Genomic DNA, 24,040 nt, shown 5'->3' on the forward strand with positions numbered 1-24,040 from the left:
CGATCTTGTATGTTTCTAGAAATGGACAAAGACTTAGAAAAATTCGACCTTGCATGTACCTATCTAAAAAATGATCAGAGTGCCGCAGCTCACAACTTGTTTTCTGCTCTTGCTCAAAAAGAGATGAAAAACAACAGCTACAAAGCCGGGCTTTATCTAATACTGGCATCTGAATGTAAATCCAAGCAGGGAAAGGAAAGAAAAGAGGAACTTTTGGAAGCTGCCAATTTCTATATCAAGATTGCAAAAAAGGATCCCAATAATGCAAATTATGCCTATCAGTGTGCCGCAAGATGTTTTCTAAGGACTGGACATTATGATGACGCAATGAAGGCATTTGAATCTGCTCAAAAGTACACTCTTAATGTAATTGAGGAAAAAAGACCAATTGTTGTAGTTGATGACAGTCCTGCAATTTTATTGCGACTCAAAAATTTTCTCCAACAGTTAGGATATGATGATATCCAAACAGCCACAAATGGCAAGTCTGCAATTAACCTCGTTTCCGCACTTGTAAAATCAAAGCAAAATCCAATTGTATTGCTTGATATGGATTTGCCAGACATAAAAGGAGACGTGATTGCAAAAACTCTTCTAAACTCAAAACCAGATATTTCAATTATATTGATTACCGCAGACGAAAAATCAGCACCACGTGTTCGAAGTACTATTGGTTATGGTTCAACGGCATTTGTTCAAAAACCCTTTTCAATAAACGAGTTAAAAAATGCTCTAGATGCAACTAAATTATCTGAAATCAATTAAGTAATAACATTGACATGTTAAGTAGATTCACATCTTTAATTTGAATTCCATTTATCTTGTAATCTATTATCTGGTCGGAGAATTTTTCCACTACTCGAGCTGATGGGGTTTTTTCTGTTCCTTCTACCCTAAGTACTGTAATCATATTCCAATCTCCATCCACTGTTGCAACAAATAGATAATTTGGCAAAGTCTTGATGTAATTTTTTATGGATTCTGTTATGGTATCCATGGATCTTGTTATTTTGAGTTTGAGAAATAATGCTTCAAACTGATCATTTGAAGATATGCCGCTCAATACCGCCTTGTAGCCTTTTATGATTCCATTCTTCTCTAGTCTTTCAATTCTTTTTCGAATTGTTCTATCTGATACATCTACTCCGAAATTTCTTAATTCACTTGCTATTTCTTTTGATGGTGTCCTTGCATTCTTGTTAAGAATATTGATTATCTTTTGATCAACCTCATCTAATGTAGACCAGTTTTGATCATCTGACATAGTTTTCTATTTGAGTGATGACTTTTTGAAGTTTATGATGGTCCCACGCGCAGGATTTGAACCTGCGACAACCCGGTTTCTGTAAGCCTGATAGGCTGAATGACAGTTAGCCGATGGCCAACCACTACAGCCGGAAGCTCTACCAGGCTGAGCTAGCGTGGGACTGTTTCTCACGCAGTTTTTTCGTATTAAATAACTATCGATAATCCGTTATTTTCAAAAATTCTAATCTTACTACTAAATTTTTTAACTGATCAAATTACATATAAACAGGATAAATTGTTTCGATAATGTGTCGGGAGCGAATATGTCTGAAGGTGGATATGTATGTGTACCATATTTACAAAACAATGCCTTCACTACACTAAAGAATACTTTTGAAAATTCAGATCTTGTCGATGATGTATATTTTGTAACGGCGACTTTTTCAGAAGATGGTCGTGCATATTTTCCATCACGCTCCAATACATATCTTCTTGCAAGATTCAAAGATCGTTCCCAAATTATGAATGAAGTTGAAAAATGTAATCAAGAAACTCCTACATTTGTTTTTACAAAAAGTGATGAATTATTTGAGAGATTGGAGGATAATAATTTGAATTTATTATCGATCTACTATCTGGAATGTGGTGATTCTCAATCTGATCTATCTGAACTTGGCTTTATTGTTGCCAAACGTAACAGAGTACGAAGAGCAGAGATGGGAAATCTTAAACTATCTACTAATCAAATCCAAAAATTCACTTTTCCATATGAGGAAAATTTGGTAGTTCTTGAGGTTTCAAGTGATAACAAACATCAAGCCGATAACAAATATTGTGAGAAGACAAGAAAAGAGGTACAAAGAAAAGGAATTGGGATGACCAATCTTCTTAATCTATCGGTAATTGAGAAAATAAAATAGATTTTTTGAGAATCTCTTTTCAAGAGATCACTTGTAACTCTATAGTAATAGAAAAGTTATATACTCTTCCAAATTCTGTTTTGGTAATGAGTAAGCCATCTGAGCTCGGTGCGCTAAAAATTGGCTCTTACATATTACTTCCAGTAGGTGGACCAAATGAAGAGCCATGTAGAATTGTAGAATATGATACAAGTAAACCGGGTAAACACGGTGCAGCAAAGGCAAGAATTGTGGGAGTTGGAATATTTGACAAGAAAAAATATTCACACGTCTCACCAGTTAGTGCACAAGTTCAAGTTCCTCTTATAGATAAAAGAGTAGGCTCCATAATTTCAAAAACACCTGTAAGTACTCAGATAATGGATTCTGAAACCTTTGAAGTATTTGATGCACAGCTTATTGAAGACGAAATTAAAGACAAAGTTGCACAGGGTTCAGACGTTGAATACTGGAAAGTTATGGACAGAACTATTATAGTTAGAATTAAGAATTAAAATTCGGATGCTGATGATGACTAGAAAAGCCAATTGATGGTATGATGAAGATTATGAGTATTGAAGCATCCAGGCTTTTCAAATATTAGAACTAGTTATACAGTACAACTTGTATGGGTACAATGTGAAAGGACTATGTCATGTTTGTCTGGCGTCTAATGTAGAGACTATGCTAAGGGGCCATCTTTCACTATGTGCCAATTGCTTGAAGCAAGTAAATGTACTGGAAAAAAAATAATTAACTTTAAAGGTATGACAATAAATTGAAATTAGCGTCTCTTTTTTCAGGTGGAAAGGATAGCACATATGCAATATACAAAGCCAAACAAGAGGGTCATAGCGTAGAATGTCTTGTTTCCATATTTCCACAATCTGAAGAAAGCTATCTTTTACACTATCCAAACATTTCAGTTACATCGCTACAATCCCTGGCAATGAAAATACCTCAAATTCTAAGTAGCGTAAAATCAACTGATCCTAAAATTGAACTTGAGGGATTACAAAATCTATTAGAAAAAGCAAAGAAGGATTTTGGAATAGAGGGGATAGTACATGGAGGATTGTTTAGTAATTATCAAAGAATTCGCTTTGAAACAATTGGAACTAATCTAAATCTAAAAGTGCTATCGCCCTTGTGGCATGTTGATCAAAAAAACTATTTGAACGAACTGTTAGATTCTAAATTCAAGTTTATCATAACAAGTGTAACTTCAGCAGGACTTGATGAAACATGGTTAGGACACGAAATAATTAGAGATGATGTAGAACAACTTATCTTATTGTCTGCAAAACATGGTTTTAATTTAACATTTGAAGGGGGAGAGGCTGAGACATTTGTTATAGATTGTCCCCTTTTTTACTCTCCGATTAAAATAATCAACGCAAACAAGATCTGGGATGGCTATAGAGGAAGATTTGAAATAACCGAAGCGGTCTTAGCAAAGCAATGTTAGACGGTCTAAAAACAGGCCTTAGGGCGGCATTAAAGAAAATAGTAAACTCTTCAGGAATTGATGAGGCCCTCATCAAGGAACTTTCAAAAGATATCCAAAGGGCGTTACTACAATCTGATGTAAATGTAAAACTAGTTTTTCAAATTACTAAAAACTTGGAAGAGAGATCCATCAAAGAGACTCCTCCTCCTGGACTTTCTAGAAAAGATCACATTGTCAAAATTCTATATGATGAACTTGCTAAATTATTAGGCACGGAAGAACAATTCGTATTCCAGCCTGGTAAAGTAAACAAGGTTTTGATGCTAGGAATTCAGGGAAGTGGAAAAACTACTGTAACTTCAAAACTTGCCAAGCTCTTGACAAGACAAGGTTACAGAGTTGCAGTTATTGGTGCTGATACTTACAGACCTGGAGCACTTACGCAACTTAAGACAATGTGCGAAAAGGCAAATGTGGAAGTGTATGGTGATGAAGGAAACAAAGATTCTCCAGAAGTTGTAAAAAATGGTCTTAAGCATTTTGAGGGACAAAATTTTGATATCATTTTAATAGACACAGCTGGAAGACACAAGGAAGAAAAAGATCTTCTTGACGAAATGACAAGAATTAGTAAAATTGCAAACCCTGATCTTGCATTATTGATAATTGATGGAACTATTGGACAACAATGTTACAATCAAGCTGAAGCATTTCATAAAACAGTTCCAGTGGGAGGAATTATAATCACAAAATTGGATAGTAGTGCAAAGGGTGGTGGTGCACTTGCAGCAGCAGCTGCAACAGGTGCACAAATAATGTACATTGGAACAGGTGAGAGAATAGATGATCTTGAAAAATTCTCGCCAACAAGATTTGTTGGAAGAATGCTTGGAATGGGTGACATTCAAGCATTGCTTGACATGGCAAAAAGACTTGAGACTGAAGGCAATGAAGATAGACTAAAGAGAATATCGCATGGAAAAATGAATATGGAAGATTTCTACTTTCAAATTGAAGAGGCAACAAAGGCGGGAGGATTGCGTAACATTCTGGAAAACATGCCTGGTTTTTCTGGGATGGTAAAGGAAGACCAAGTAGAACAGCAAGAACAACGAATGGAAAAATGGCGTTTTATTATCCAGTCTATGACAAAGGATGAAAAATCAGATCCTGATTTGATAAATGCCTCTAGGGTGAAAAGAATTGCGCGAGGTTCTGGGTGGCCAGAGCATGAGGTTAAAGAACTTCTCAAAGCATACAAAAATTCAAAGACCATGATGAAGGCTTCTAAAGGAAGACAGATGCAGGGAATGCTGCGAAAAATGGGATTAGGTTAGAACCTTTTCAAATTGAGATGTATCTAAATATCATATATGATATAATCTAAACATCTTGTTGAATAACTATCAGTGTTATCAAGCACTGGGTCTCCAAGAAGGGGTTTCCATTAAGGAAGTAAAATCTGCTTATAGGAAACTAGCTCTACAATTTCATCCAGACAAAAATATGATGGATCAAGAAAGTACAAAATTCAAGATGGTTGTTGAAGCATATCAGACACTTCGTACTGAATACAAAAATAAGATAGGGACAAAATCCTCTGAAAAATATCATGATGAAGATTCCAAGGAAAAATCTAATTTTAACACGACTTATTCATGGGGTGCAAAAAAATCAGATAGAAATCCTGAAGAGGATTGGACTAGATATACAAGATATGCGGAAGATGAATATCAAAATTTTTGGGCGCATTATGAAAAGACTTTTTGGGATTATTATGAAAAAGTACGATCCGAAACAAGATCTGAAACTGAGCCGATACAAGTAGAACAAGAGGTCTCAATATCTGTAAAAGTTGATCCTGGGAGATGTATAGCATGCTGTAGCTGTGAAACAATTGCACCTTCCGTGTTTAGAGTAGAGAAGAATGTCAAAGTAAATCCAAAATCTAAAGTAATTAATGAACAGGGTGCAAAGTCAGAAAAAATACTTGATGCCGCACAGACATGTCCTACAAAAGCCATAAGTGTCTCAGAAAAAGAATCTTGTAGACGGCTATATCCGTGGTAAATTGTATAATTACGATTAAAACACCTCTCATTTGCTTTGTATGTTGTTGAAAAAAACTAAGATGGATGTAGTAATTGAGGAAACCAAACAAATTCTGCGCGAGTATCATTTATGTGATTACTGTCTTGGAAGAATGTTTGCAACTAGACTAGGGTTAGTTTCTCACAAAAATCTTGGTAAAAAAATTAGGAAAATTATAAAACAAAATAATCCAAAATCATGTTATTTATGCAAAAATCTGATGCCAGAACTTGATGTTTTCTTAAACAAAATGCTTGACATTTCAAAAGAATATGAATTTTCAACATTTCTTATAGGTGCTATTCTTAAGCCTTCAATTTTAGATAGGGATGATATTGTCCGTTCCAAGTTCAAGCTTCGTGGAATTACTGGAATAAAAAGTGACATTACAAGAGAGATGGGAAAACAATTTGGGAAAAAAACTAGAACTAAAGTTGATTATCAAAATCCTGATATTGTCTTTACGATTGATTTCAAAAAAGATCAATGCGACGTAAAGCCCAAAGCATTGATACTGCAAGGAAGATATACAAAAGATATACGAGGAATTCCACAAAAACAAGAATCTTGCAATAGATGTGATGGGAAAGGATGTTTTGTTTGCGACTTTCATGGGATAATTGGATTTGATAGTATAGAAGGTAAGATTGCCAAGTTTTTGTTTGAAAAATTTGGTGCTCAACAAGCCAAAATGACCTGGATTGGAGGTGAGGATGAATCTAGTCTTGTTCTTGGTAATGGGAGACCTTTCTTTACCAAATTGATAAATCCACATAAAAGAAAAATCACTTTACCAGAAAATATTGTACTTGACGGTGTCTCTATTTTACATCTAAGAACAGTTTCAAAGGTACCGACTGATCAAATCAAATTCAAGACAGATGTTCTGTTGGATATATCCACAGAAAAAGATCTTGCCCCTGGGGCATTGAATGTATTAGAAGGTCTAAAAGACATGCCAATTTCAATAAGCGAAAACACTTCTTGGAAGAACCAAAAAAGAATCTATAATGTAAAGATCAAGAAAATGGATGCTAGATCATTTACCATTCTTGTAGAATTAGATGGTGGAATTCCACTCAAGAGATTAGTGACTGGTAATAATGTAGAACCAAACATAAGCATGCTTCTTGAAAATTCATGCAAGTGTACAACATTTGATTTTCATAAAATAGTACTTAACAATTGAATTTACGATGTGATTAAAACAGGACAATCTCATAACTGACCTTGAATGAATGAAATTTGTCATTTTATGTCAAGCTTTTATTATAGTCTAATTCAATCTTGTTCGATTGGATCCTTTACTTAGAGTGCATGAATCTTACAAAAATGGGCTAATTCCTGAGAAAATTCACTCGTTAATAATTAAGAGGTTTGAGGTGACACTGTCTGGAATACAGAGGATAGAAAAGGCATCAGGAATTAATTTTCCACTTGCATATGTAGAACCGTCAGTAGTAGTATCGCACCCACCATCTGGCTCTTTTGATTATGGCATATTGTTTGCAAGGACAATTCCAGTTGTCTCTAATGATAAATTAAATGTCATAATACAGATCACTGCCCCGCTTGTAGCATATGGCCTCAAAGGTACAATTCACGCTATCTTGGCACATGAATTTCTACACTATTTAGAATTGATTCGAAGAATATCCAAGATGGATATTGTGTCTGATGAGCTAAGCGGAAATCTTTTTGAGAGTAGTTATTCTGATTCTACCAGACTTTTTGAACCAAGGGCCGTATTTGATGATAAAACACTTCTATCTCATATAACTAAAAAATTTCCAGAAGGATTTAGAGACTATAAACTTGAGGATAAAGTTCTAAAATTATGGATAGAAAAGAAACTTCCTATCATAAATATTACAATGGATACCAACATAGCCAAGATTCCAGCAACAGTGATTGCAAATACTGTGATTGAACCACATCTTTTACAGAAATTAGATCAAATAGAACAAAAAGTTTCTCGTCTTAGAAGGAAAAAACTATATTAATTATTAAACGAATTCGGTAAATCCACACTTGCCGCAGCTACGCCTGTTTTTATGGTTAGACATGAATACACCCTTACCACATCTTGAACACTCTTTTTTTGTTCTCTCTACTTTATCACCAGACACCTTGTAATACTTGTATACTAATGGGCTTGAGCCTTTTTTACCTGCCATTATTTACTCTCTTCCTTTGGTGCTTCTACTTGCGCGGCTGAGGATTCAGCACCCTCTGGTTTTGCAACTGCACCTTTTGCCTTTTCTATTCTTGCAAAAATCGCAGCCTTGAGATGCTCTTTAGCAAGTTTTTCATCTTCATATACGTAGAAACTTCCTGATACTACTGGTCTTCCAGTTTCATTTTTCAAAAGTATTGGTATTACAATTTTTCCTTCTAGATTAAATTTTTTTGAGATCATGTCTACTGCTTCTAGTTTCTTGAGTCTACCAGAAAGCCCTTTGAAATTACAAGTAATCTCTCTTCTTGACAGTAAGGGATTCTTTACATCTCGTGTAATTTCGATCATGGACATGTAATCCAAGTCCTTTTAATAGTTCATATAAATCTTAACGGCTACTAGACAACAAATTTATGAAATCATGATATCCCAAGCCTGTGGACAGATTTATGGTACACCTGAAAAACTCGGGTTATGTTCCAACAGATGCAAAAGCACTACTTGCAAAAGCTGATCAATTAACTTCTGGGATGAATGTAATTGTAAGAGATATGAGAGTCTCAACTAAATATTTAGAATTTGATGTATCTGTTAAAAAAGACGAACTGGATCAAGTTGTAAAAAAATTCCAGTCCATTGGATCTCTTAATGATGCAAGACATGTTATAGAAGAAAAAATTGAAAAAGAAGATGCATTAAAAAGAGCAAAGCAATACTTTGACGATGAAAAATATTGGGAATGTCATGAAGTCCTTGAAGGTGTTTGGAAAAAAACACATGAAGGTGAAAAAGATCTTGTTCAAGGAATTATTCTTGTTGCAGCAGCACTAGTTCATTATCAAAAAAATGAAAATGACATATGCCTTTCAATAATGAAGAGGGCAATGGAAAAACTCTCTAGTGCTTCTGGCGTATATTATGATATGGACATGGATAGGTTTAGAAAAACTACTGAGAAAATGATCTCTTCTAAAAATATAGCGCCATTTATGATTTGATGGTCTTTATTGCAGTATTGATGACATCAGCTCCCATGATTAGTCCAATTCTACCTTTCTTTGCCTGTTCTTCGGTGAATCGCATGGTTCCATCTTTTTTGACAAAATCTCCTGAAATCAAAACAGGTACTGGATCATCACTGTGGCTTTTGTTTATACATGGTGTGGAGTGATCTCCTGATATGATAACTGCAACTTTTGATGTGTCTATGTTATCAAGTAAAGTCCCAAAGAATCTTTTGTCTATTTCTTCTATGTTTTGCATCTTGCCTACTGCATCTCCATCATGACCAAATTCGTCTGGTCCCTTGATATGAACATAAATTGCATTTTCTGTCTGCATTGCTTTGGCTGCAACACGTGCCTTTTCTTCATAATCTGTAAGACCGCCTGCACTAAATGATTTCATCTTCAAAACATTTGCAATGCCTATCTCTACTGGCATATCTACTATGCATGAAAACTGCATCTCATGTAACTTGTTTATTGGAGTAACATCCGGAAATTTATTTCCTGCATCACGTAATAGGATTGCATTTACCATCTTCTTACCTTGTTCTTTTCTGTTTTTATTTACTATACTGTCTTTCATAATTTGAAGCGATTTGTCTGTAAATTCATTTACAAGTAATGCTGAAAGCTTGGCACCATCAGACTCGTTTAAGGGCAACGACCTTTCTACCTCCATGTAATCCCCAACTGCCTTGGCAACTCCCATGCCATCTATTCTTGCATAAGCTGGATCGGTATTACTAATATCAGGTGTAAGAAATATGCCCTCACATCTTATTCTGACAATTAATCTATGTCCAATTGTAGGGGCTACAACAACTGATGCTTTTGGATTTGAAAACTTGAGTTTTTCTTCTATCTCGCGAGCAATTGCATTGGCATCTTCTTTCTCTATGTTTCTTCCAGCTCTTCGATCTGTGATAATCCTCTCGTCGTTTACAGTAGCAAAGTTTCCACGAAGTGCAAGGTCGCCATTTTTAAAATCAATTCCTACCCCAATTGCCTCAATTACTCCCCTTCCAACATATTGTGTATTCTCAAATCTATACCCGAGCATATTGAAAACTGCGATATCTGATTGAGGAGCTATTCCCTTACCTACCGAAATAACTTCTCCTATGGCTCCATTTCTTGCAAGTCTATCAAGATTGGGAGTTTTTGCATAACTTAATGGAGTTAAACCCTTCAAATCTGGATGAGGTAAGTCACCTATGCCATCAAGAAGAACGTAAATCATGTGAACATCTGAGTTGTCCATTTTTCTAAATCTCCCAAGCTTCAGTTTTTTCATATCACACATAAACCTTGATTTTTTAAGCGATCTAAATTCTGAAACAAATTTCTACTTGTTGGTAATATTTCTAACATTAATTTCCTATAATGACGAAAATGAATTCTTGATAACTGGAAAGAAAATTAAGATGATGTGACAGAGGATAATTTTATCTTAAAGTTTAATCTCTTTCCTGCAAGAGGATGATTCAAATCCACTGAGACTATTTTTTCTTCTATTACAGTTATGATTGCAGGTACCTTTTCTCCTGTGGGAAGTCCTGCTTCAAACAATAATCCAGGAGTAAGTTCAGCATCTGATGGAAAAATCTCTCTTGGTACCTTTTGAATTAGGGTTGGGTCGTGCTCTCCATATGCCTCTGCTGGAGAAATACTGAATTGTTTTTCTTCTCCTTCTTTCATTCCTAATATGGCATCATCAAATCCCTTTATTACTTGACCTCCTCCAATTTCAAATTCTAATAGGTTTCCATCCTCCACATTACTATCAAAGACTGTTCCGTCATCAAGAGTTCCAGTGTACTCTATCTTGACCTTGTCTCCCATCTTTGCAGTCAAGGTTTTACTATCCATGCTTGCATGTGAAAATATTGTTTTACTATTTTCATATTTTTCTCACAAATGTGTACTAGAAAAGTCCTTTGGTATTGTAGTAAACCCTGAACTAGTCATTTGATGGAAATTGCTTTGCAAGTTCATCTGCAAATTTCTCATAATCTTCTCTTGTCTTACCTATTTCCTTGAGTTTTGTATTCTCTACCTCTAGCAAACTCTTATTCACGTGTTCTGCGTCATTTCTTAGAGCCATCTCGGCCATTTCAAATAATCTATTGTTTTCTTTCCATACGTGCTGTACCACGTGATTGATGTATTCTTGCATATCTGTAATTAATTGGGCTGCATCACCACTTTTCAGGTATGTTTTTGATGAGGCTTCCATTCTTGCTCCTAGTTTGCGTGTAACCTCATGTTCCATGAGCATAACAGCTATTGGACCTGAACTTCGTGACATTCCTTTTTTTTCAAGTTCTGGAAAGAGAGAGTTTTCTTCTTTTCCATGATGGCACACATCTGTGAAGTTCATTGAAAAATCAATCACTTGGTTTAGAATTGGTTCGGGTATGGTCTTACCAGATTGTAGTAAGGGAATTGTAGACCACATTGACTTTAGTACTTTCTCTATCAAGTCGTGATCTCGTCTTAATGATACTGTTGACATGTAACAATTTTAGAGATCTGATCTTCCAATTTAAGTTTAATTTTTTAGTAAAATGATTGTTTTGGACTATTGGAGTCAAAATTATGCTGTATTGGCGGTTATTTCCGATCTTTGCAAAGGTTTTAAATTGCTAGCTCAAAATCTAGCAGTATGGGGGATTTAAGGAAGGATTATTCAATTGATAGATTTGTGATCGTCTCCCCTGAAAATAACTCAGTAAACGATTCCAAGAAATGTCCTTATTGTCCTGGAAACGAATCTATGACCAATCCATCGACACTTTCTCTGGTTGCAAAGGATGGGATGTTACAAAGACTTCAAGATACTGAAGATAACTATGTACAGAATTGGTCAGTAAGAGTATTTGAAAGTAAAAACCCTGTTGTTACAACTACTTCTGAAAACTCTTATAGCGATAGACCACTTTACAGCGAACCTGCTTACGGATATCATTATGTTGTTGTTGCTTCAGAAAAACACAAGGATTCTCTTGCAAGTATATCTACTGAACAATGGTCTAACGTACTTGTTGTAATCCAAGATAGGCTTAGATGGCTATACACCCAACGCGGTGTTACATATGTTTCAATATATGTAAATCATGGAAAAGAAGCTGGTGGCTCTACTAATCATGCGCACCTAAACGTTGTAACTTTTTCCACAATTCCTCCTGTTATAGAACAAGAGGCTGAAGCCGCACATAGAATTCTAAATGAAAAAGGAATATGCCCAATGTGTCAGACCGTGGGTACTGAAACTGGAGGACCTAGGCAAATACTTCAGACAGAAGGTTTTGTTGCATTCTGCCCATGGGCTCCATCACATCCATACGAATTTTGGATTTATCCAAAAAAACACATCACGAGTTTTTCTAAAATAACTCAAAAAGAGATAAATGATTTGTCACTAATTTTACGTGCTACTTTAGGCGGACTTGCAAATACGATGAAAAGCCTGTCATATAACATGGTCTTTCATCTTTCTCCTGAAAAGAAAAACAATAGGCAAATTCATTGGCATATTGAAGTGTATCCGCAAGCTGATCCTTGGTCTGGACTTGAAAGAGGGTATGGAGTATTTCTTAACAAGATACCTCCTGAAAAAGCTGCAGAAGAGCTTGGCTCTGCATGTAGAAAAGAACTTGCCGGTCTTGTCGGAATAGTTTAGACAATCATTTGGTTTATTTATTGAAGTAAGAGATGGGTTGTAATGGCAATTGAAAGATGGATATCTGTTGCAAGTCTTGGCTTGTATATTATGTTTGTAGCTCAGATGATATCAATTTCTGTATATCTTGCTCATCCATCACAAGATATTGATCCTTCATCTGAGATCAAAGAATTCATATCTATTGGCATTGCACCTGCGATAATTTTATCTGGTACAGCTTACATGCTGGGACGAAGATACGGTTCACGATTTATTGGTTCAGTTATCATAACTGGCGGAATAATTACAATCATTGGAATGTATTATGTTACTATTCTGATAAAACAAATTCAGGATATCTATCTTGTACCGGAACTTACAATAGGTCCTTTTGTATTCATCGCAACTTCAATTCCTGTAATCATTATAGGTTCGTTATTGTTTAGATTGAAACCTAAACCTAAACGAGATTATTTCTTTGACCGATGATCAAATCTCAATGAATTTGAATGTCGCTTAAACCCTAGACTCTCATAGAATGGAATAAGATCATCTGAACAATCAAGAATCGTTTTGTAGCAGCCTTTTTTTTCGGCATATTTTAAAAGTGCATTGACTATTTTTTTCCCCACTCCTTTACCTTGGTATTCCTTTCTTACTACTACATCTTCTATGTGGCCTACTTTACCTCCGTCATGGATGAATTTTTGTTCGATCAAAAGGGTTGTTGAACCTATGACTTCTCCATCGTATATTGCAACATAAATTACATGATCTGGATTCTTTGAGATCTTGTTGAAAATAATGCTTGCTTTTTTTGGTTTGATGTGGCTTGATTTCCTAAGTGAGTCAAGTGAAAGTAAAAACCCATTGTAAAAGTCTCTTCTTTGTAATTTACGTATCTTGATAGTTGACATACTTTGGTCTAAATCTGACCTAATCGTGCAATGTACTGCTGGTATGCACGTCTGTAAGAAGTCTTGTCTCCTATATCCAGAAATCCTTTCTTTATGAGAAAGCCACTTATCTTATTCTTCTTTGCAATGGCATTGCGTATTACGTCATCCATACCATATGGTTTGTTTGGTGGTATGAACTTGAATATTCCTGGCTCCATTACATAACATCCTATGTTGATATTTCCTTTAACTTCTGGTTTTTCACGCCATGCTTTTACTTTGTTGACTTTATCCATCTCTATGAATCCATATTGTAATTTAGTTTTATATTCAAATAATCCCATGGTGACAAACGATTTTTTCCTACGATGGTCTGCTATCATACTTTTCAAATTAAAATCAAATATCGAATCTCCATATATGCAAACAAATGTGTCATCTATGAGATCTTCTGCAGTTTTTAGTTGACCAGCTGTGGCAAGAGGCCTGTTTGCAACAGCATATTCTATCTTTACGCCAAACCTGCTTCCATCTTCAAAATAATCCTCAATTGTCTTTCTCAGATAGCTGACACAAAGTACAAACGAATCTATACCGCCTAGTTTTATCCATTCTATTAGATGCTCTAATAGTGGTTTTTCCCCCAGTGGAAGCATTGCTTTTGGAAGAAATGTGGTATATGGCTGAAGTCTTGTACCAAGGCCACCAGCTAAAATGACAGCTTTCATGTATTTTATTCTAAATTTCTGGTATTTATGTTGAAGGATGAAAGAATGCTATCTTGATATCTTCGAAAATTTTCTTAATACGTCGGCTGGATTTTTTCCAAAAATTAGGACCATGGCTTCTTTTCCAAAACCACCTTTGTGAAATATGATATCTGGAGGAGTTTTCAAATTTGTTATAGATGCCTTGATTCCCCATGACACGGTACTACCCTCCTTTTCTCTAATCTCAAGCGGTTCTTCTCTTCTATCATAAGATGAAACTTTCAATCCTTTGGATACTGCTTTTTTGATTATCTTTTCATCATACTTTATGTTCAAACTAGATCTCATGGAAGGAAACTTTCTTGTCATTTCTAATACTGCGGATGCAACATGCTTTGATCCTCCATACTTGAGATGACCTGCTATTGTTACTAATCTTCCAGTTCTTACAATCCTACCTTCTAACCCTATTACATCTTTTAGGGTTGATGGATTTGATGTTGAATATACAAAATTTGTTTGGCATTCGGGAATGTATTCATTTATGGATTCTATTGAGCAAAACTCTGAAATGGCTTTGGATAGCTGATTTTCAATCGCGTCGCCTTTTGATGTTTTGATAATCGCTAAACCTCTTCCTGTTTTTGTAGCGTTTCTAATGGACTCTACCGTAAAAAGACGTGCGGAATCAACTGCATCTGATAATTTTTTTCCTCTTGCAATGTTTGCACATAACGCAGCTGAAAAAGTACAGCCGCCACCATGACTTTCAAATTTCAGTCTAGCATGAGAAAAAATACTAAATTTTTTATCCTCTAAGAGCATGTCTGTAACCTTGTCTCCTTTAAAAAAATGTCCGCCTTTTATTATCACATTTTTTGCTCCCATTTTCTGAATTTTCATTGCTGCATTTTTCATATCCTTTAGCGATTTTATCTTAATGTCTGAGATTTTTTCAGCTTCTATAATGTTTGGAGTGATTATGTAACAAAGGGGAACTAGTAACTTTTTGAAATCTGAAAAAGCACTAGCCGTTTGCAGAATTCCGCCAGTTGTAGATTTGAATATGGGATCAAGGATTATGGGAATTTTAATTTTTTCAAGTTCTGAATGTATTACTCTAACAGTTTGCTTGTCGTATACCATTCCTATCTTGATTGCGTCTATGTGAAAATCTTCCAGAATTGATCTTATCTGACTTTTTACAAGTAATACTGAAACTGGTTCTACGCCAAAAAATCTTGATGTATTCTGACTCGTAATTGCGGTAACTACACTTAGGCCATTTGCTCCAAATGAATTGAATGTCTTCATATCGCCCTGAATGCCTGCCCCTGAGGAAGGATCGGATCCTGCAATTGATAGCACATGCATGATCTTAGGTTTGGAAACTCACGTTTAAATCCAATTACTCGCTAAAAATAGTAAATTGAGTACACAGATGAATGCAGCACGAAGAGGTGTTGCCACAGATGAGATGAAAGCCGTTGCACGTGATGAAGATGTGACATTGGATTGGCTTATTCCTAAAATTGCAAATGGTTCTATTATAATTCCTCACAATAATGCTCGCCCCCAAAAGATCAGAGTAGTTGGAATAGGGAAGGGTATGAAGACTAAGGTAAATGTAAACATTGGAAATTCTACATTAAATCAGAATCTTGAGGAAGAGATCAAGAAAGCTCAGGTCGCAATAAAATATCATGCTGATACCATCATGGATCTTAGCGATGGAGGAGATGTAGGATTGTATAGAAGAAAACTACTTGAAGTTGCACCGATTGCTTTTGGAACAGTTCCTGTTTATGAGGCATATAATTATGGCGTAGAAAAACACAAAAATCCACTTGATATTACAGAGGATGATTTTCTAAATGCTTTTGAACATAATGTAAAAGATGGAGTCGATTATACCACAATTCATTCGGGTATAACTAAGGATATAGCAAAACGCATTCTTGCAGTAAAAAGACATGGGGGAATTGTAAGCAAAGGAGGTACCATCACAGCTGCATGGATGTTAAAGTATGACAAGGAGAATCCATATTTTGAGCATTTTGATTATTTGATAGAGATTGCAAGAAAGTATGATGTTACTTTCAGTCTGGGAGATGCATTACGACCAGGTTCTATTCTTGATTCTCATGATGAGCTCCAAGTACAAGAAATGATCAATATTTCACGACTTACTAAAATTGCACATGAAAAAGATGTCCAAGTGATGGTTGAAGGGCCAGGACATGTACCACTCAATGAAGTTGCAGCCAATGTTAGATTGGCAAAATCACTAATTGGTGAGGTTCCGTATTATGTTCTTGGGCCGCTCGTAACGGATGTTGCTTCAGGACATGATCATATTGCAAGTGCGATAGGTGCCGCAATCTCTGCAAGTGAAGGAGTTGATTTGCTATGTTATCTAACACCTGCAGAACATCTTGCATTACCTAATGCCGAAGAGGTAAAGGCAGGATTAATTGCATATAGAATTGCAGCTCATGCCGGAGATCTTGTCAAATTAAGAGACAAGGCAATCAAATGGGATATGGAGATGACTGAAGCAAGAAGAACATTGAACTGGGAAAAACAGATTGCGCTCTCAATTGATCCAGAAGAGGCAGCACGCATTCATGCAAGAACTGGTCAACTCAAAGGAAACACAGTTCCATGTACAATGTGCGGTGGTGCATGTGTCTACATTATGCTTCCACAACAGAGATTCACTACAACTGAAGTAGAAAAATTACAACAGACTAGCTAGTACTTTCTCAAGACTTGGAACCGTTTCAAATTTTTTCATATCTGATGGAGATATCCACTGATATTCTGAATTTTCCCAATTCAATCTAATTTGAGGTTTTTTTACAGAAAATAAGAATGGAAAGATCAACCATTCATGGTTTGCATATTGAGGTGAATCTATTCTCATTTGTGATGCTGCTCTGACTAGAGTAATTTGATTTTCTGTAATGCCTGTCTCTTCAAGTATCTCTTTTTTTGCCCTGTATAATGGGTCCTCATTACCTTCTATGATTCCACTTATGCCTGCCCACAGATCTTTCATTGTCCTGACTTTGTCACTTCGTTTTAAAATTAGATACTGATCGTCCTGAATCAAAAAAGAGGTTACAATTTTAGTAGATTTCAATTATTTTTCTACAGCGTTTACCATTGTAACAAGCTTCTTGTATGATTCATCAAAATCTACATTCTTGGCTAATCTTTCTTTGGCACTTGAGATGTATTTTATCATCTCTTCTGTCTTATTCTCTTGAATTAAAATGAGCATCCTACCTATGTCTTTCCAAAATTCTTCTGCGTATCTTCTAATCTCAGGATTTGAAATTATTGTTTCAATGAGTTCTTGAGGTTCTGTCATTATGCCTGTAGTGAGATACTTTTGAGCCTTGAAAGTAGTTCCAGCCATTTTTTCAACTAGGGAGAAATTTTCTTCCTTTGCAAATATATTGGCAAGTGCCAAATTTACCAAGTGAGGCATTCCAAGTACAATTGCAATTTTCTTGTCATGCTCTGCTGCATCTATCTGAACAAAGTTTGCTTCTTCAAACAATGATTTTGTTACGGCCATCTCTTTTTTTGCGTCTCGAATTGGAATAGAGATTATGTTTTGTCCTTTTAGTTTCTTAGTTCCAGGACCAAACATGGGATGAATACAAATGGGGTTTACCTTGTCTGGTATCTTAGAAAGTGCGGCGGCAGTTTTTGTTTTAAGGGAAGAAATGTCTATCAAATAAGAGTCACGTTTCATCTCTTTTGCAATGAGTCTTATCGTCTCAGGTGTACGTTTTACAGGGATGCATAAAATAACATAGTCGGCTGTTAGGATGGCACCTACCAGTGACTGTGCCTTTGTAACTAATTTATTCAAAATTTCTTTTTCAGAATCATATCCGATTATGTCATAATCTTTCTCAAGAAAATACTTTGAGAACCATTTTCCCATTTGACCTTCTGCCCCAATTATGGCAATTTTTTTCTTCATTGTTTGCACTTTAACCTGTCCTCTATTATTTGCATTCCCTGATTAAGTGTATCTTCTGGCTGGCAGGCTGATATTCTGACAAATCCCTGATAGTTGCCAAACCCCTCTCCTGGTGCTATTGCCACCCCTGCATCCAAAAGTTTGTTTGTAAAATCTACTGAATCAAAATTATCTTGTCTTACCTTGACAAACAAGTACATGGCACCATCTGGCTCTACAAAGTCCAATTGCATTGTTTTTGCTTTTTTTGATATGGATTCTACTCTATTTTTGATAGTTATAGCATTGTTAGTTGTATCGGCCTCTAATGCTTTCATGGCAACATATTGGATTGGTTCTGATACATTTGTTAATGCAAGAGCCTGAAGCTTTGACATTTTTTCTATGATCTCAGGGCTGGATATTGCATACCCAATTCTAAAGCCTGTCATAGCATGTGATTTTGAAAATGATTGTGTTATTATGGATTTGTTGTACCCATAAGTGAGTATACTCTTCCATGGTTTGTATGCATATGTGGAGTAAATCTCATCACTTAACACATACAAATCATTCTTGACTGCTAAATCCATTATTTGATCTTGTAATTCTACTGGGAGAATCTTACCAGTCGGATTGTTTGGATAGTTGAGAACTATCATCTTTGTATTTTGATTTATTGCACTCTCAATGTCTTTGATATTTGGTTCCCATTTGCCTTCAAGTGTGGTATGAATAGTTCTGATCTTTATGCCAGAATTGAGGGCATTATCACGATATGCAGGCCAAGCTGGTTCTATTACTATGATCTCATTGCCTGGATTCAATAGACTAGAAATTGCAAGAAATATGGAAAATCGTGCTCCGGGGGAAACAAGAATATTTTGTGATGGTGTTTTGACTTGGAATTTTTCTGTGACATACTTTCCAAGTGCATCTCTAAACTCTGGCATTCCCTTTGAATCTCCATATTTTGTATATCCCATATCATACACTTCAAAGAGTGCATCTTTGACAATCTTTGGTGGCAAGAAATCTGGTTCACCCACTTCCATGTGAATTATTTTTTTTCCATCTTGCTCCATTTTCTTTGCTTTCAAAAATATCGACAAATGTGTCTGCTTGTTTGAAGATTGAATTTTGACTGATTCGTTTAATAGAAAATTTAACATTATCATGGCAGTCTTTTCATCAAGTCCTATCTCTTTACATAACGTCAATACTCTTACACGCAGTTGATTTTCTCTTTCTTCATCTGTAACCCCCATGCCTAGATTATTCTTTAAATTACCAATTTCCTTTGCAACATCATTTCTTTCCTTAAGTAATTTTAGAATGTCAAATGTTATTTTGTCTATTTTATCACGTAAGTTGTTGATGTCTGTCATTTCTTATCTAATGACCATGGGAATGAAACCTGCCCTGATTGCATGATCAGCAAGTACCACTGATACTAACGAGTCTACTACCGGGGGTGCACGAGGAACTACACATGGATCATGCCTTCCTTGAACTATCAAAGAAGCTGGTTTCTTTGTTTTAAGATCAACAGTGTGCTGTTTTTTTGATATTGATGATGCTGGCTTGAATGCAACTCGCAAGACAATTGGCATTCCTGTGGAAATTCCACCTAGGATTCCTCCCGCATTGTTAGTTTTGGTTTGGATTTTTCCATTTTTAATTAGAAATTCATCATTATTCTCTGAACCATGTAATGTGGAACCATGAAAACCAGATCCAAATTCTACCCCTTTTACAGCGGGGATTGAAAAAAGCGCTTTACTCAAATCTGATTCTAAGGAGCCAAAAATGGGCTCACCTAGTCCTACTGGTAAATTCACTGTTAATGATTCGATAACACCGCCTACTGAATCTCCACTACGTCTTGCTGCAAGAATTGTTTGACGCATCTTTTCTGCAATCTTTGGGTCTGGACATCTTACTTCATTACTGTATACCGAATTTTTCATTTTTAACGATGCGTGCTCTTTCATTTGTATATTTCCGACTTGACATGTATATGAAAAAGTCTCAATTCCTAAAGTTTTCAAAAGAAGTTTTCTTGCAATGGCTCCTGCCATGACAAATGTAGCTGTTAACCTTCCTGAAAATCTGCCTCCTCCTCTAACATCGTTAAATCCTTTGTACTTGATATATGCTGGATAATCAGAATGACCAGGTCTTGGTTTTAGAGTTAGATTGTCATAATCTCTTGAATGCTGGTCTTTATTCCAAATGATCATTGTAATTGGTGCGCCCGTAGTATATCCTTTGTATACTCCTGAAAGAATCTCTACTTTGTCATCCTCTTTTCTTTGGGTTGTAATAATTGACTGACCAGGTTTACGTAAATCAAGCATAGTCTGGATATCTTTTTCTTCAATCTCTAATCCTGCTGGACATCCATCAACTGTTGCACCTATACATCTTCCATGACTTTCCCCAAAACTTGTGAAAACAAAACGCTGTCCTATGGAGCTTGACGACATGATGAAATTTTCTTTTACGCGTTTATAATCTTTCTAGGAAAGGCTCTTTAGGATGAAATTATTGAAAAAATCTATCTTTTCTTAAACTATTATTTTTGCGCCAATTTTCTTCATATCTTCTACAAATGTCGGATATGAGACATCTACTGAATCAGGATCAGTAACAGTGCAATTTCCAACAAACATGCCTGCAATAGCAAGTGCCATGAAGAGTCTGTGATCCTCAGAAGAATCTAATTCTGCACTCTTTAGAATTTTTGGGGCTTCTAGAATTAATCCGTCTTCTTTTTCTGTTACTGTGATTCCAATCTTTGCAAGTTCTTTTGCCAAAATTGCAATTCTATCTGTTTCTTTAAATCGTGCATGTTTTACATTGTAAATCTCAATTGGTTTTGATGTCTTAAGAGCTAGGATTGCCATTGGTGGAAGAAGATCTGGATTGTTTGAAAGATCAAATCTTCCTCCATTGAGAAGTTTTGGAGATTTTACGGTTATTTTTTCTCCTATGTTTATTTTGACACCCAATTTTTCTAAATATGATATTATTTCTTGATCTCCTTGGGGTAAATCTCCAATTGATGCTTCGATTGACATGTCTTCTCCTAGTAATACTGCTGCAGAAAGTAAGAGTGCCATACTTGAGAAATCTGAAGGAACTACAAAATCCGTGGATTTGTATTCTTGATTTGGAACATTGTATTTTTTGTATGGAGAAATTACATTAACTGTAACACTAAATTTTTTCATTGTAGCAATGGTGGAATCCAGATATGGCTTGGATACTAGATCTCCATCGATTTCTAATGCAAGTCCATTCTTCATCTTTGGACCTGCAATCAAAAGTGCAGAAATAAATTGGCTTGAGATTGAACCAGAAATATGAGTGGTTCCACCAACTGCCTTTCCTTTCACAGTGACTGGTGGTTTACCATCAGTTGATGTACATCGTACTCCGAGTTGCTCTAATGCATCAAGAAGTGGTTGCATTGGTCTCTTTTTTAGACTTGAATCTCCCGTAAGCATTATTGTATTATCTGAAAGAGATGAAATTGCAGTTGAAATTCTAATTGTAGTGCCTGAATTTGATGCGTCTATTTCACGAGTCTGTGGGACTATTTCTCCTTTATTTTCGACTATTACGGTTGAATTGTTAATTTCTATTTTGGCCCCAAAAACCTTGCATGCGTTAATTGTTGCCAGAGTGTCTCTAGAAAGTAAAACGTTTCTTAAAGTACTTTTTCCATTGGCAAGTGTAGCCAGAAAAATGGCACGATGAGAATAACTCTTGTTTGGAGGGCATCTTATGACGCCAGAAAGACGTGACTTGTCAACACTACATTTCATAAACTTCTGCCTTCCTATTGTTTATTGGAGAAACTATAGTCTCTCCTTCTAAAGACGAGAATACTTTTTTTACACTTGATATTTTGTCATTTTTTACCACTGCAGCTATCGAAGGTCCATTTCCAGATACTGATGCACCAAGTGCTCCGCCATCTATGAGATCAGTTATGATTTTTGGATCAGATCCTAGTATTGCAGATGTGGCAAGACCATTGAGTATCATGGCATTCCAATAGTCTGACTTGTTAGCAAGATCCCATGCTTGTGAAAAAACCCCCTCTAGAGTTTTTAATTTTTTCACATTGCCTCTTCTTCTAGATTTTGGAATGAATATTATTGCAGACAGATCTTCTGGTGCTTTTTCTGATTTTATTATTTTTATGTTCAAATTATCCGTTACAACAAATCCACCAAAATAACATGCACATGCGTCATCAAAAGCTCCTGTTATGCTTACTTTAGATTCTATGGATGCATGTACTCCATCTTTTAAAATTTCAAGATCTGTTGCTTTTGGCTTGAATAATTTTGCACATGCAAGTGATATTATAGATGAAATGGCACTTGAGCTTTTGAGTCCATATCCTGAAGGGATTTCTGATTTTACAGAAATTATTATTTTATTTTTTTCAAGTTCAGATTTTGGAACTGATGTTTCAACGACATTTCGTATGAGTCGAGAACTAAGATTTGATTCTCTATTTTCAAATATTATTCCCTTGCCAGGCTCTGTTTCTACGACTGCCTCAATGCCCAATGCTATGCCAAGGGTGGAACCCTTTCCTGTGGCAATTGCGTTTACTATTGACACTGCACCATGCATGCTTGCTTTTGCCTTGCGCATCTCTAAAACCTCCCAAGTAAGGTTAATTTCATGGCTTCGTATGGTGCCTGTCTATTAGTCCAAATCTCAAATGACTTCATTGCTTGAGCAAGAAGCATTTCCCACCCATATATGATCGTCGCACCTTGATTTTTTGACTGTTCAATTAAAGGAGTTTCAACTGGCACATAGACAATGTCATAGATTATCGAGTCTCGGTTAATGTTTTTTGTAGATATGGGACAACCCATTCCTTTTAGTCCTACTGATGTTGCATTTACTACAAATTTGTATTTGTTGGCAGTCTCGCCAGCTGATTGGAGATCCAAATAATCTGATTCTAAACCTAGATTTTGGGCAAATTTAATTAATTCATCTGCTCTTTCACGAGTCCTATTTGTAATAGTGATTTTACGAACTTTTTCCTTACTGAATCCAGCTATTATAGCTCTTGCAGCTCCGCCTGCACCAATAAGTAAAACATCCGAATCCTTAGAATCAATTTTTCTCTTTTTTATAGGATCTAAGAACCCTTCTACATCTGTATTGTACCCCTTGAGATATCCTGCATTATTGGTTACTGTATTTGTAGCTCCTACTAATTTACATTCGTTATCCATCTCATCAAGAAATTTCATCATGTCAACCTTGTGGGGTATTGTAACATTGAATCCTGCAATGTCTATCTTCTTTAAGGCTTCAATTCCAAATTCTAATTCTCCTTTTGGAATTCTATATGCGATATATGTGCAATCAAGGCCCGTGAATAAAAAAGCGGCATTGTGAAGTGCAGGAGAAAATGAATGATCAATCGGATCTCCTATAACTGCATAGGTTTTTGTCATCATATTTTACTCGACGAATCGTGATTTAAGCGATTATGGACGTTTGTAGTTACTGCAGCAGGTCAAATTCCATACTTGTTATCTTTAGAATATATTTTCTTAAGTTTTGATCCGCATTTTGGACAGGCTAAATCTTGATGGATTGTAGCACAATCTAAACAAACAAAATTACCTGCATTTGATTTAGATGCTCTGTATTGATAAATTATGATGAATACCAATGCAGCTATCCATACAAGTACCAAAAATAATACTAATCTGAATATTCCTAATAGGATTGTTACAATTGTAGCTAAAATTATTGTATTTCGTGGTGTGTTATTCTGAGACGACTTGAGTTTCATTGGCATGTTTTTCTTGTTTCTTTTATAATAATGGTGGCATTGACTTTGGTGCCTACCGTGACAGATTAA

The 24,040-nt window shown here is 35.8% G+C and carries 29 protein-coding genes and 1 tRNA gene; 12 read left to right on the top strand and 18 right to left on the bottom strand.

Features of this window, described 5'->3' with window-relative positions; translation table 11 throughout:
- Positions 1-21: 21 nt before the first annotated feature.
- Positions 22-765: a response regulator gene (locus C0Q33_RS04450; protein ID WP_165776431.1), complete on the top strand. Its 744-nt coding sequence runs from the start codon at positions 22-24 to the stop codon at positions 763-765.
- On the opposite strand, the gene C0Q33_RS04455 is transcribed toward C0Q33_RS04450, so the two are convergent.
- Both C0Q33_RS04455 and C0Q33_RS04460 read right to left on the bottom strand, forming a co-directional pair.
- A complete protein-coding gene (locus tag C0Q33_RS04455; protein ID WP_101477376.1) occupies positions 758-1,264 on the bottom strand; it encodes an Lrp/AsnC family transcriptional regulator in 507 nt (168 codons plus the stop codon). The two genes, C0Q33_RS04450 and C0Q33_RS04455, sit on opposite strands and share 8 nt — an antisense overlap.
- 38 nt (positions 1,265-1,302) lie before the next feature.
- Positions 1,303-1,426 (bottom strand) — tRNA-Tyr (locus tag C0Q33_RS04460).
- 145 nt (positions 1,427-1,571) lie between these two features.
- Here C0Q33_RS04460 and C0Q33_RS04465 point away from each other — a divergent pair.
- The 7 genes from C0Q33_RS04465 to C0Q33_RS04495 all read left to right on the top strand — a co-directional run bounded on the left by C0Q33_RS04465 (position 1,572) and on the right by C0Q33_RS04495 (position 7,691).
- Positions 1,572-2,168 (top strand): hypothetical protein, encoded by a 597-nt coding sequence (locus tag C0Q33_RS04465; protein WP_101477377.1) that lies wholly within the window; start codon positions 1,572-1,574, stop codon positions 2,166-2,168.
- Positions 2,169-2,254: 86 nt separating this feature from the next.
- On the top strand, positions 2,255-2,662 hold the full coding sequence (locus tag C0Q33_RS04470; protein ID WP_101477620.1) for a translation initiation factor IF-5A: 408 nt from the start codon (positions 2,255-2,257) through the stop codon (positions 2,660-2,662).
- Between the two features lie 263 nt (positions 2,663-2,925).
- Positions 2,926-3,615 carry a diphthine--ammonia ligase gene (locus tag C0Q33_RS04475; RefSeq protein ID WP_101477378.1) on the top strand — a complete coding sequence of 230 codons (690 nt, stop codon included), beginning with the start codon at positions 2,926-2,928 and terminating at the stop codon, positions 3,613-3,615.
- Complete coding sequence (locus C0Q33_RS04480; protein WP_101477379.1) at positions 3,609-4,934, top strand: signal recognition particle receptor subunit alpha; 1,326 nt, start codon at positions 3,609-3,611, stop codon at positions 4,932-4,934. The genes C0Q33_RS04475 and C0Q33_RS04480 overlap by 7 nt, the downstream gene beginning before the upstream one ends.
- 58 nt (positions 4,935-4,992) lie before the next feature.
- Positions 4,993-5,667 carry a DnaJ domain-containing protein gene (locus C0Q33_RS04485; RefSeq protein ID WP_133121009.1) on the top strand — a complete coding sequence of 225 codons (675 nt, stop codon included), beginning with the start codon at positions 4,993-4,995 and terminating at the stop codon, positions 5,665-5,667.
- A 46-nt stretch (positions 5,668-5,713) separates the two neighbouring features.
- Complete coding sequence (locus tag C0Q33_RS04490) at positions 5,714-6,877, top strand: tRNA pseudouridine(54/55) synthase Pus10 (RefSeq protein ID WP_165776432.1); 1,164 nt, start codon at positions 5,714-5,716, stop codon at positions 6,875-6,877.
- A 106-nt stretch (positions 6,878-6,983) separates the two neighbouring features.
- Positions 6,984-7,691, top strand: coding sequence for a hypothetical protein (locus tag C0Q33_RS04495; protein WP_101477382.1), 708 nt, complete (start codon positions 6,984-6,986; stop codon positions 7,689-7,691).
- A 3-nt stretch (positions 7,692-7,694) separates the two neighbouring features.
- On the opposite strand, the gene C0Q33_RS04500 is transcribed toward C0Q33_RS04495, so the two are convergent.
- Together C0Q33_RS04500 and C0Q33_RS04505 are read right to left on the bottom strand one after the other, a co-directional pair.
- A complete protein-coding gene (locus C0Q33_RS04500; RefSeq protein ID WP_101477383.1) occupies positions 7,695-7,865 on the bottom strand; it encodes a 30S ribosomal protein S27ae in 171 nt (56 codons plus the stop codon).
- On the bottom strand, positions 7,865-8,221 hold the full coding sequence (locus tag C0Q33_RS04505; protein ID WP_101477384.1) for an eS24 family ribosomal protein: 357 nt from the start codon (positions 8,219-8,221) through the stop codon (positions 7,865-7,867). The genes C0Q33_RS04500 and C0Q33_RS04505 overlap by 1 nt, the downstream gene beginning before the upstream one ends.
- A gap of 95 nt (positions 8,222-8,316) precedes the next feature.
- Here C0Q33_RS04505 and C0Q33_RS04510 point away from each other — a divergent pair, with 95 nt between their 5' ends.
- Positions 8,317-8,865: a DUF309 domain-containing protein gene (locus C0Q33_RS04510; RefSeq protein ID WP_245867317.1), complete on the top strand. Its 549-nt coding sequence runs from the start codon at positions 8,317-8,319 to the stop codon at positions 8,863-8,865.
- On the opposite strand, the gene C0Q33_RS04515 is transcribed toward C0Q33_RS04510, so the two are convergent.
- The 3 genes from C0Q33_RS04515 to C0Q33_RS04525 form a co-directional block, all read right to left on the bottom strand.
- Complete coding sequence (locus C0Q33_RS04515) at positions 8,855-10,135, bottom strand: alkaline phosphatase family protein (protein WP_245867318.1); 1,281 nt, start codon at positions 10,133-10,135, stop codon at positions 8,855-8,857. The genes C0Q33_RS04510 and C0Q33_RS04515 overlap by 11 nt on opposite strands.
- A 158-nt stretch (positions 10,136-10,293) precedes the next feature.
- Positions 10,294-10,743 carry an FKBP-type peptidyl-prolyl cis-trans isomerase gene (locus C0Q33_RS04520; RefSeq protein ID WP_245867319.1) on the bottom strand — a complete coding sequence of 150 codons (450 nt, stop codon included), beginning with the start codon at positions 10,741-10,743 and terminating at the stop codon, positions 10,294-10,296.
- 91 nt (positions 10,744-10,834) lie between these two features.
- The gene (locus C0Q33_RS04525; RefSeq protein WP_101477385.1) at positions 10,835-11,389 is read right to left on the bottom strand and encodes a hemerythrin domain-containing protein; all 555 of its coding nucleotides are present in this window, start codon (positions 11,387-11,389) and stop codon (positions 10,835-10,837) included.
- 150 nt (positions 11,390-11,539) lie between these two features.
- On the opposite strand from C0Q33_RS04525, the gene C0Q33_RS04530 reads away from it, so the two are divergent.
- Both C0Q33_RS04530 and C0Q33_RS04535 read left to right on the top strand, forming a co-directional pair.
- The gene (locus C0Q33_RS04530) at positions 11,540-12,556 is read left to right on the top strand and encodes a galactose-1-phosphate uridylyltransferase (protein ID WP_101477386.1); all 1,017 of its coding nucleotides are present in this window, start codon (positions 11,540-11,542) and stop codon (positions 12,554-12,556) included.
- Between the two features lie 42 nt (positions 12,557-12,598).
- Positions 12,599-13,027 (top strand): hypothetical protein, encoded by a 429-nt coding sequence (locus C0Q33_RS04535; protein ID WP_101477387.1) that lies wholly within the window; start codon positions 12,599-12,601, stop codon positions 13,025-13,027.
- Here C0Q33_RS04535 and C0Q33_RS04540 read toward each other — a convergent pair.
- The 3 genes from C0Q33_RS04540 to thiD are packed head-to-tail and all read right to left on the bottom strand — an operon-like array spanning position 13,009 to position 15,521.
- Positions 13,009-13,455, bottom strand: coding sequence for a GNAT family N-acetyltransferase (locus tag C0Q33_RS04540; protein ID WP_101477388.1), 447 nt, complete (start codon positions 13,453-13,455; stop codon positions 13,009-13,011). The genes C0Q33_RS04535 and C0Q33_RS04540 overlap by 19 nt on opposite strands.
- Before the next feature lie 8 nt (positions 13,456-13,463).
- Positions 13,464-14,165, bottom strand: a complete 702-nt coding sequence (locus C0Q33_RS04545; RefSeq protein ID WP_101477389.1) for a nucleotidyltransferase family protein — start codon at positions 14,163-14,165, stop codon at positions 13,464-13,466.
- Between the two features lie 48 nt (positions 14,166-14,213).
- Positions 14,214-15,521 carry a bifunctional hydroxymethylpyrimidine kinase/phosphomethylpyrimidine kinase gene (gene thiD, locus C0Q33_RS04550; RefSeq protein WP_101477390.1) on the bottom strand — a complete coding sequence of 436 codons (1,308 nt, stop codon included), beginning with the start codon at positions 15,519-15,521 and terminating at the stop codon, positions 14,214-14,216.
- A 55-nt stretch (positions 15,522-15,576) separates the two neighbouring features.
- Here thiD and thiC point away from each other — a divergent pair, with 55 nt between their 5' ends.
- Positions 15,577-16,905: a phosphomethylpyrimidine synthase ThiC gene (gene thiC / locus C0Q33_RS04555; protein WP_101477391.1), complete on the top strand. Its 1,329-nt coding sequence runs from the start codon at positions 15,577-15,579 to the stop codon at positions 16,903-16,905.
- Here the strand turns inward: thiC and C0Q33_RS04560 are convergent.
- The 8 genes from C0Q33_RS04560 to C0Q33_RS04595 all read right to left on the bottom strand — a co-directional run bounded on the left by C0Q33_RS04560 (position 16,888) and on the right by C0Q33_RS04595 (position 23,971).
- Positions 16,888-17,292, bottom strand: a complete 405-nt coding sequence (locus tag C0Q33_RS04560; protein WP_101477392.1) for an NUDIX domain-containing protein — start codon at positions 17,290-17,292, stop codon at positions 16,888-16,890. The genes thiC and C0Q33_RS04560 overlap by 18 nt on opposite strands.
- A complete protein-coding gene (locus C0Q33_RS04565; RefSeq protein ID WP_101477393.1) occupies positions 17,293-18,147 on the bottom strand; it encodes a prephenate dehydrogenase/arogenate dehydrogenase family protein in 855 nt (284 codons plus the stop codon).
- On the bottom strand, positions 18,144-19,514 hold the full coding sequence (locus C0Q33_RS04570; protein ID WP_177996802.1) for an aminotransferase class I/II-fold pyridoxal phosphate-dependent enzyme: 1,371 nt from the start codon (positions 19,512-19,514) through the stop codon (positions 18,144-18,146). The genes C0Q33_RS04565 and C0Q33_RS04570 overlap by 4 nt, the downstream gene beginning before the upstream one ends.
- Positions 19,515-19,517: 3 nt before the next feature.
- Positions 19,518-20,615 (bottom strand): chorismate synthase, encoded by a 1,098-nt coding sequence (gene aroC / locus C0Q33_RS04575; protein ID WP_177996803.1) that lies wholly within the window; start codon positions 20,613-20,615, stop codon positions 19,518-19,520.
- Between the two features lie 81 nt (positions 20,616-20,696).
- Positions 20,697-21,959 (bottom strand): 3-phosphoshikimate 1-carboxyvinyltransferase, encoded by a 1,263-nt coding sequence (gene aroA / locus C0Q33_RS04580; protein WP_101477395.1) that lies wholly within the window; start codon positions 21,957-21,959, stop codon positions 20,697-20,699.
- Complete coding sequence (locus C0Q33_RS04585; RefSeq protein WP_101477396.1) at positions 21,949-22,803, bottom strand: shikimate kinase; 855 nt, start codon at positions 22,801-22,803, stop codon at positions 21,949-21,951. The genes aroA and C0Q33_RS04585 overlap by 11 nt, the downstream gene beginning before the upstream one ends.
- 2 nt (positions 22,804-22,805) lie before the next feature.
- The gene (gene aroE / locus C0Q33_RS04590) at positions 22,806-23,627 is read right to left on the bottom strand and encodes a shikimate dehydrogenase (RefSeq protein WP_101477624.1); all 822 of its coding nucleotides are present in this window, start codon (positions 23,625-23,627) and stop codon (positions 22,806-22,808) included.
- Between the two features lie 62 nt (positions 23,628-23,689).
- Positions 23,690-23,971, bottom strand: coding sequence for a zinc ribbon domain-containing protein (locus C0Q33_RS04595; protein ID WP_133121010.1), 282 nt, complete (start codon positions 23,969-23,971; stop codon positions 23,690-23,692).
- Positions 23,972-24,040: the final 69 nt, after the last annotated feature.

Origin of the sequence: Candidatus Nitrosotalea bavarica, assembly GCF_900167955.1 — an archaeon.
GTDB lineage: Archaea > Thermoproteota > Nitrososphaeria > Nitrososphaerales > Nitrosopumilaceae > Nitrosotalea > Nitrosotalea bavarica.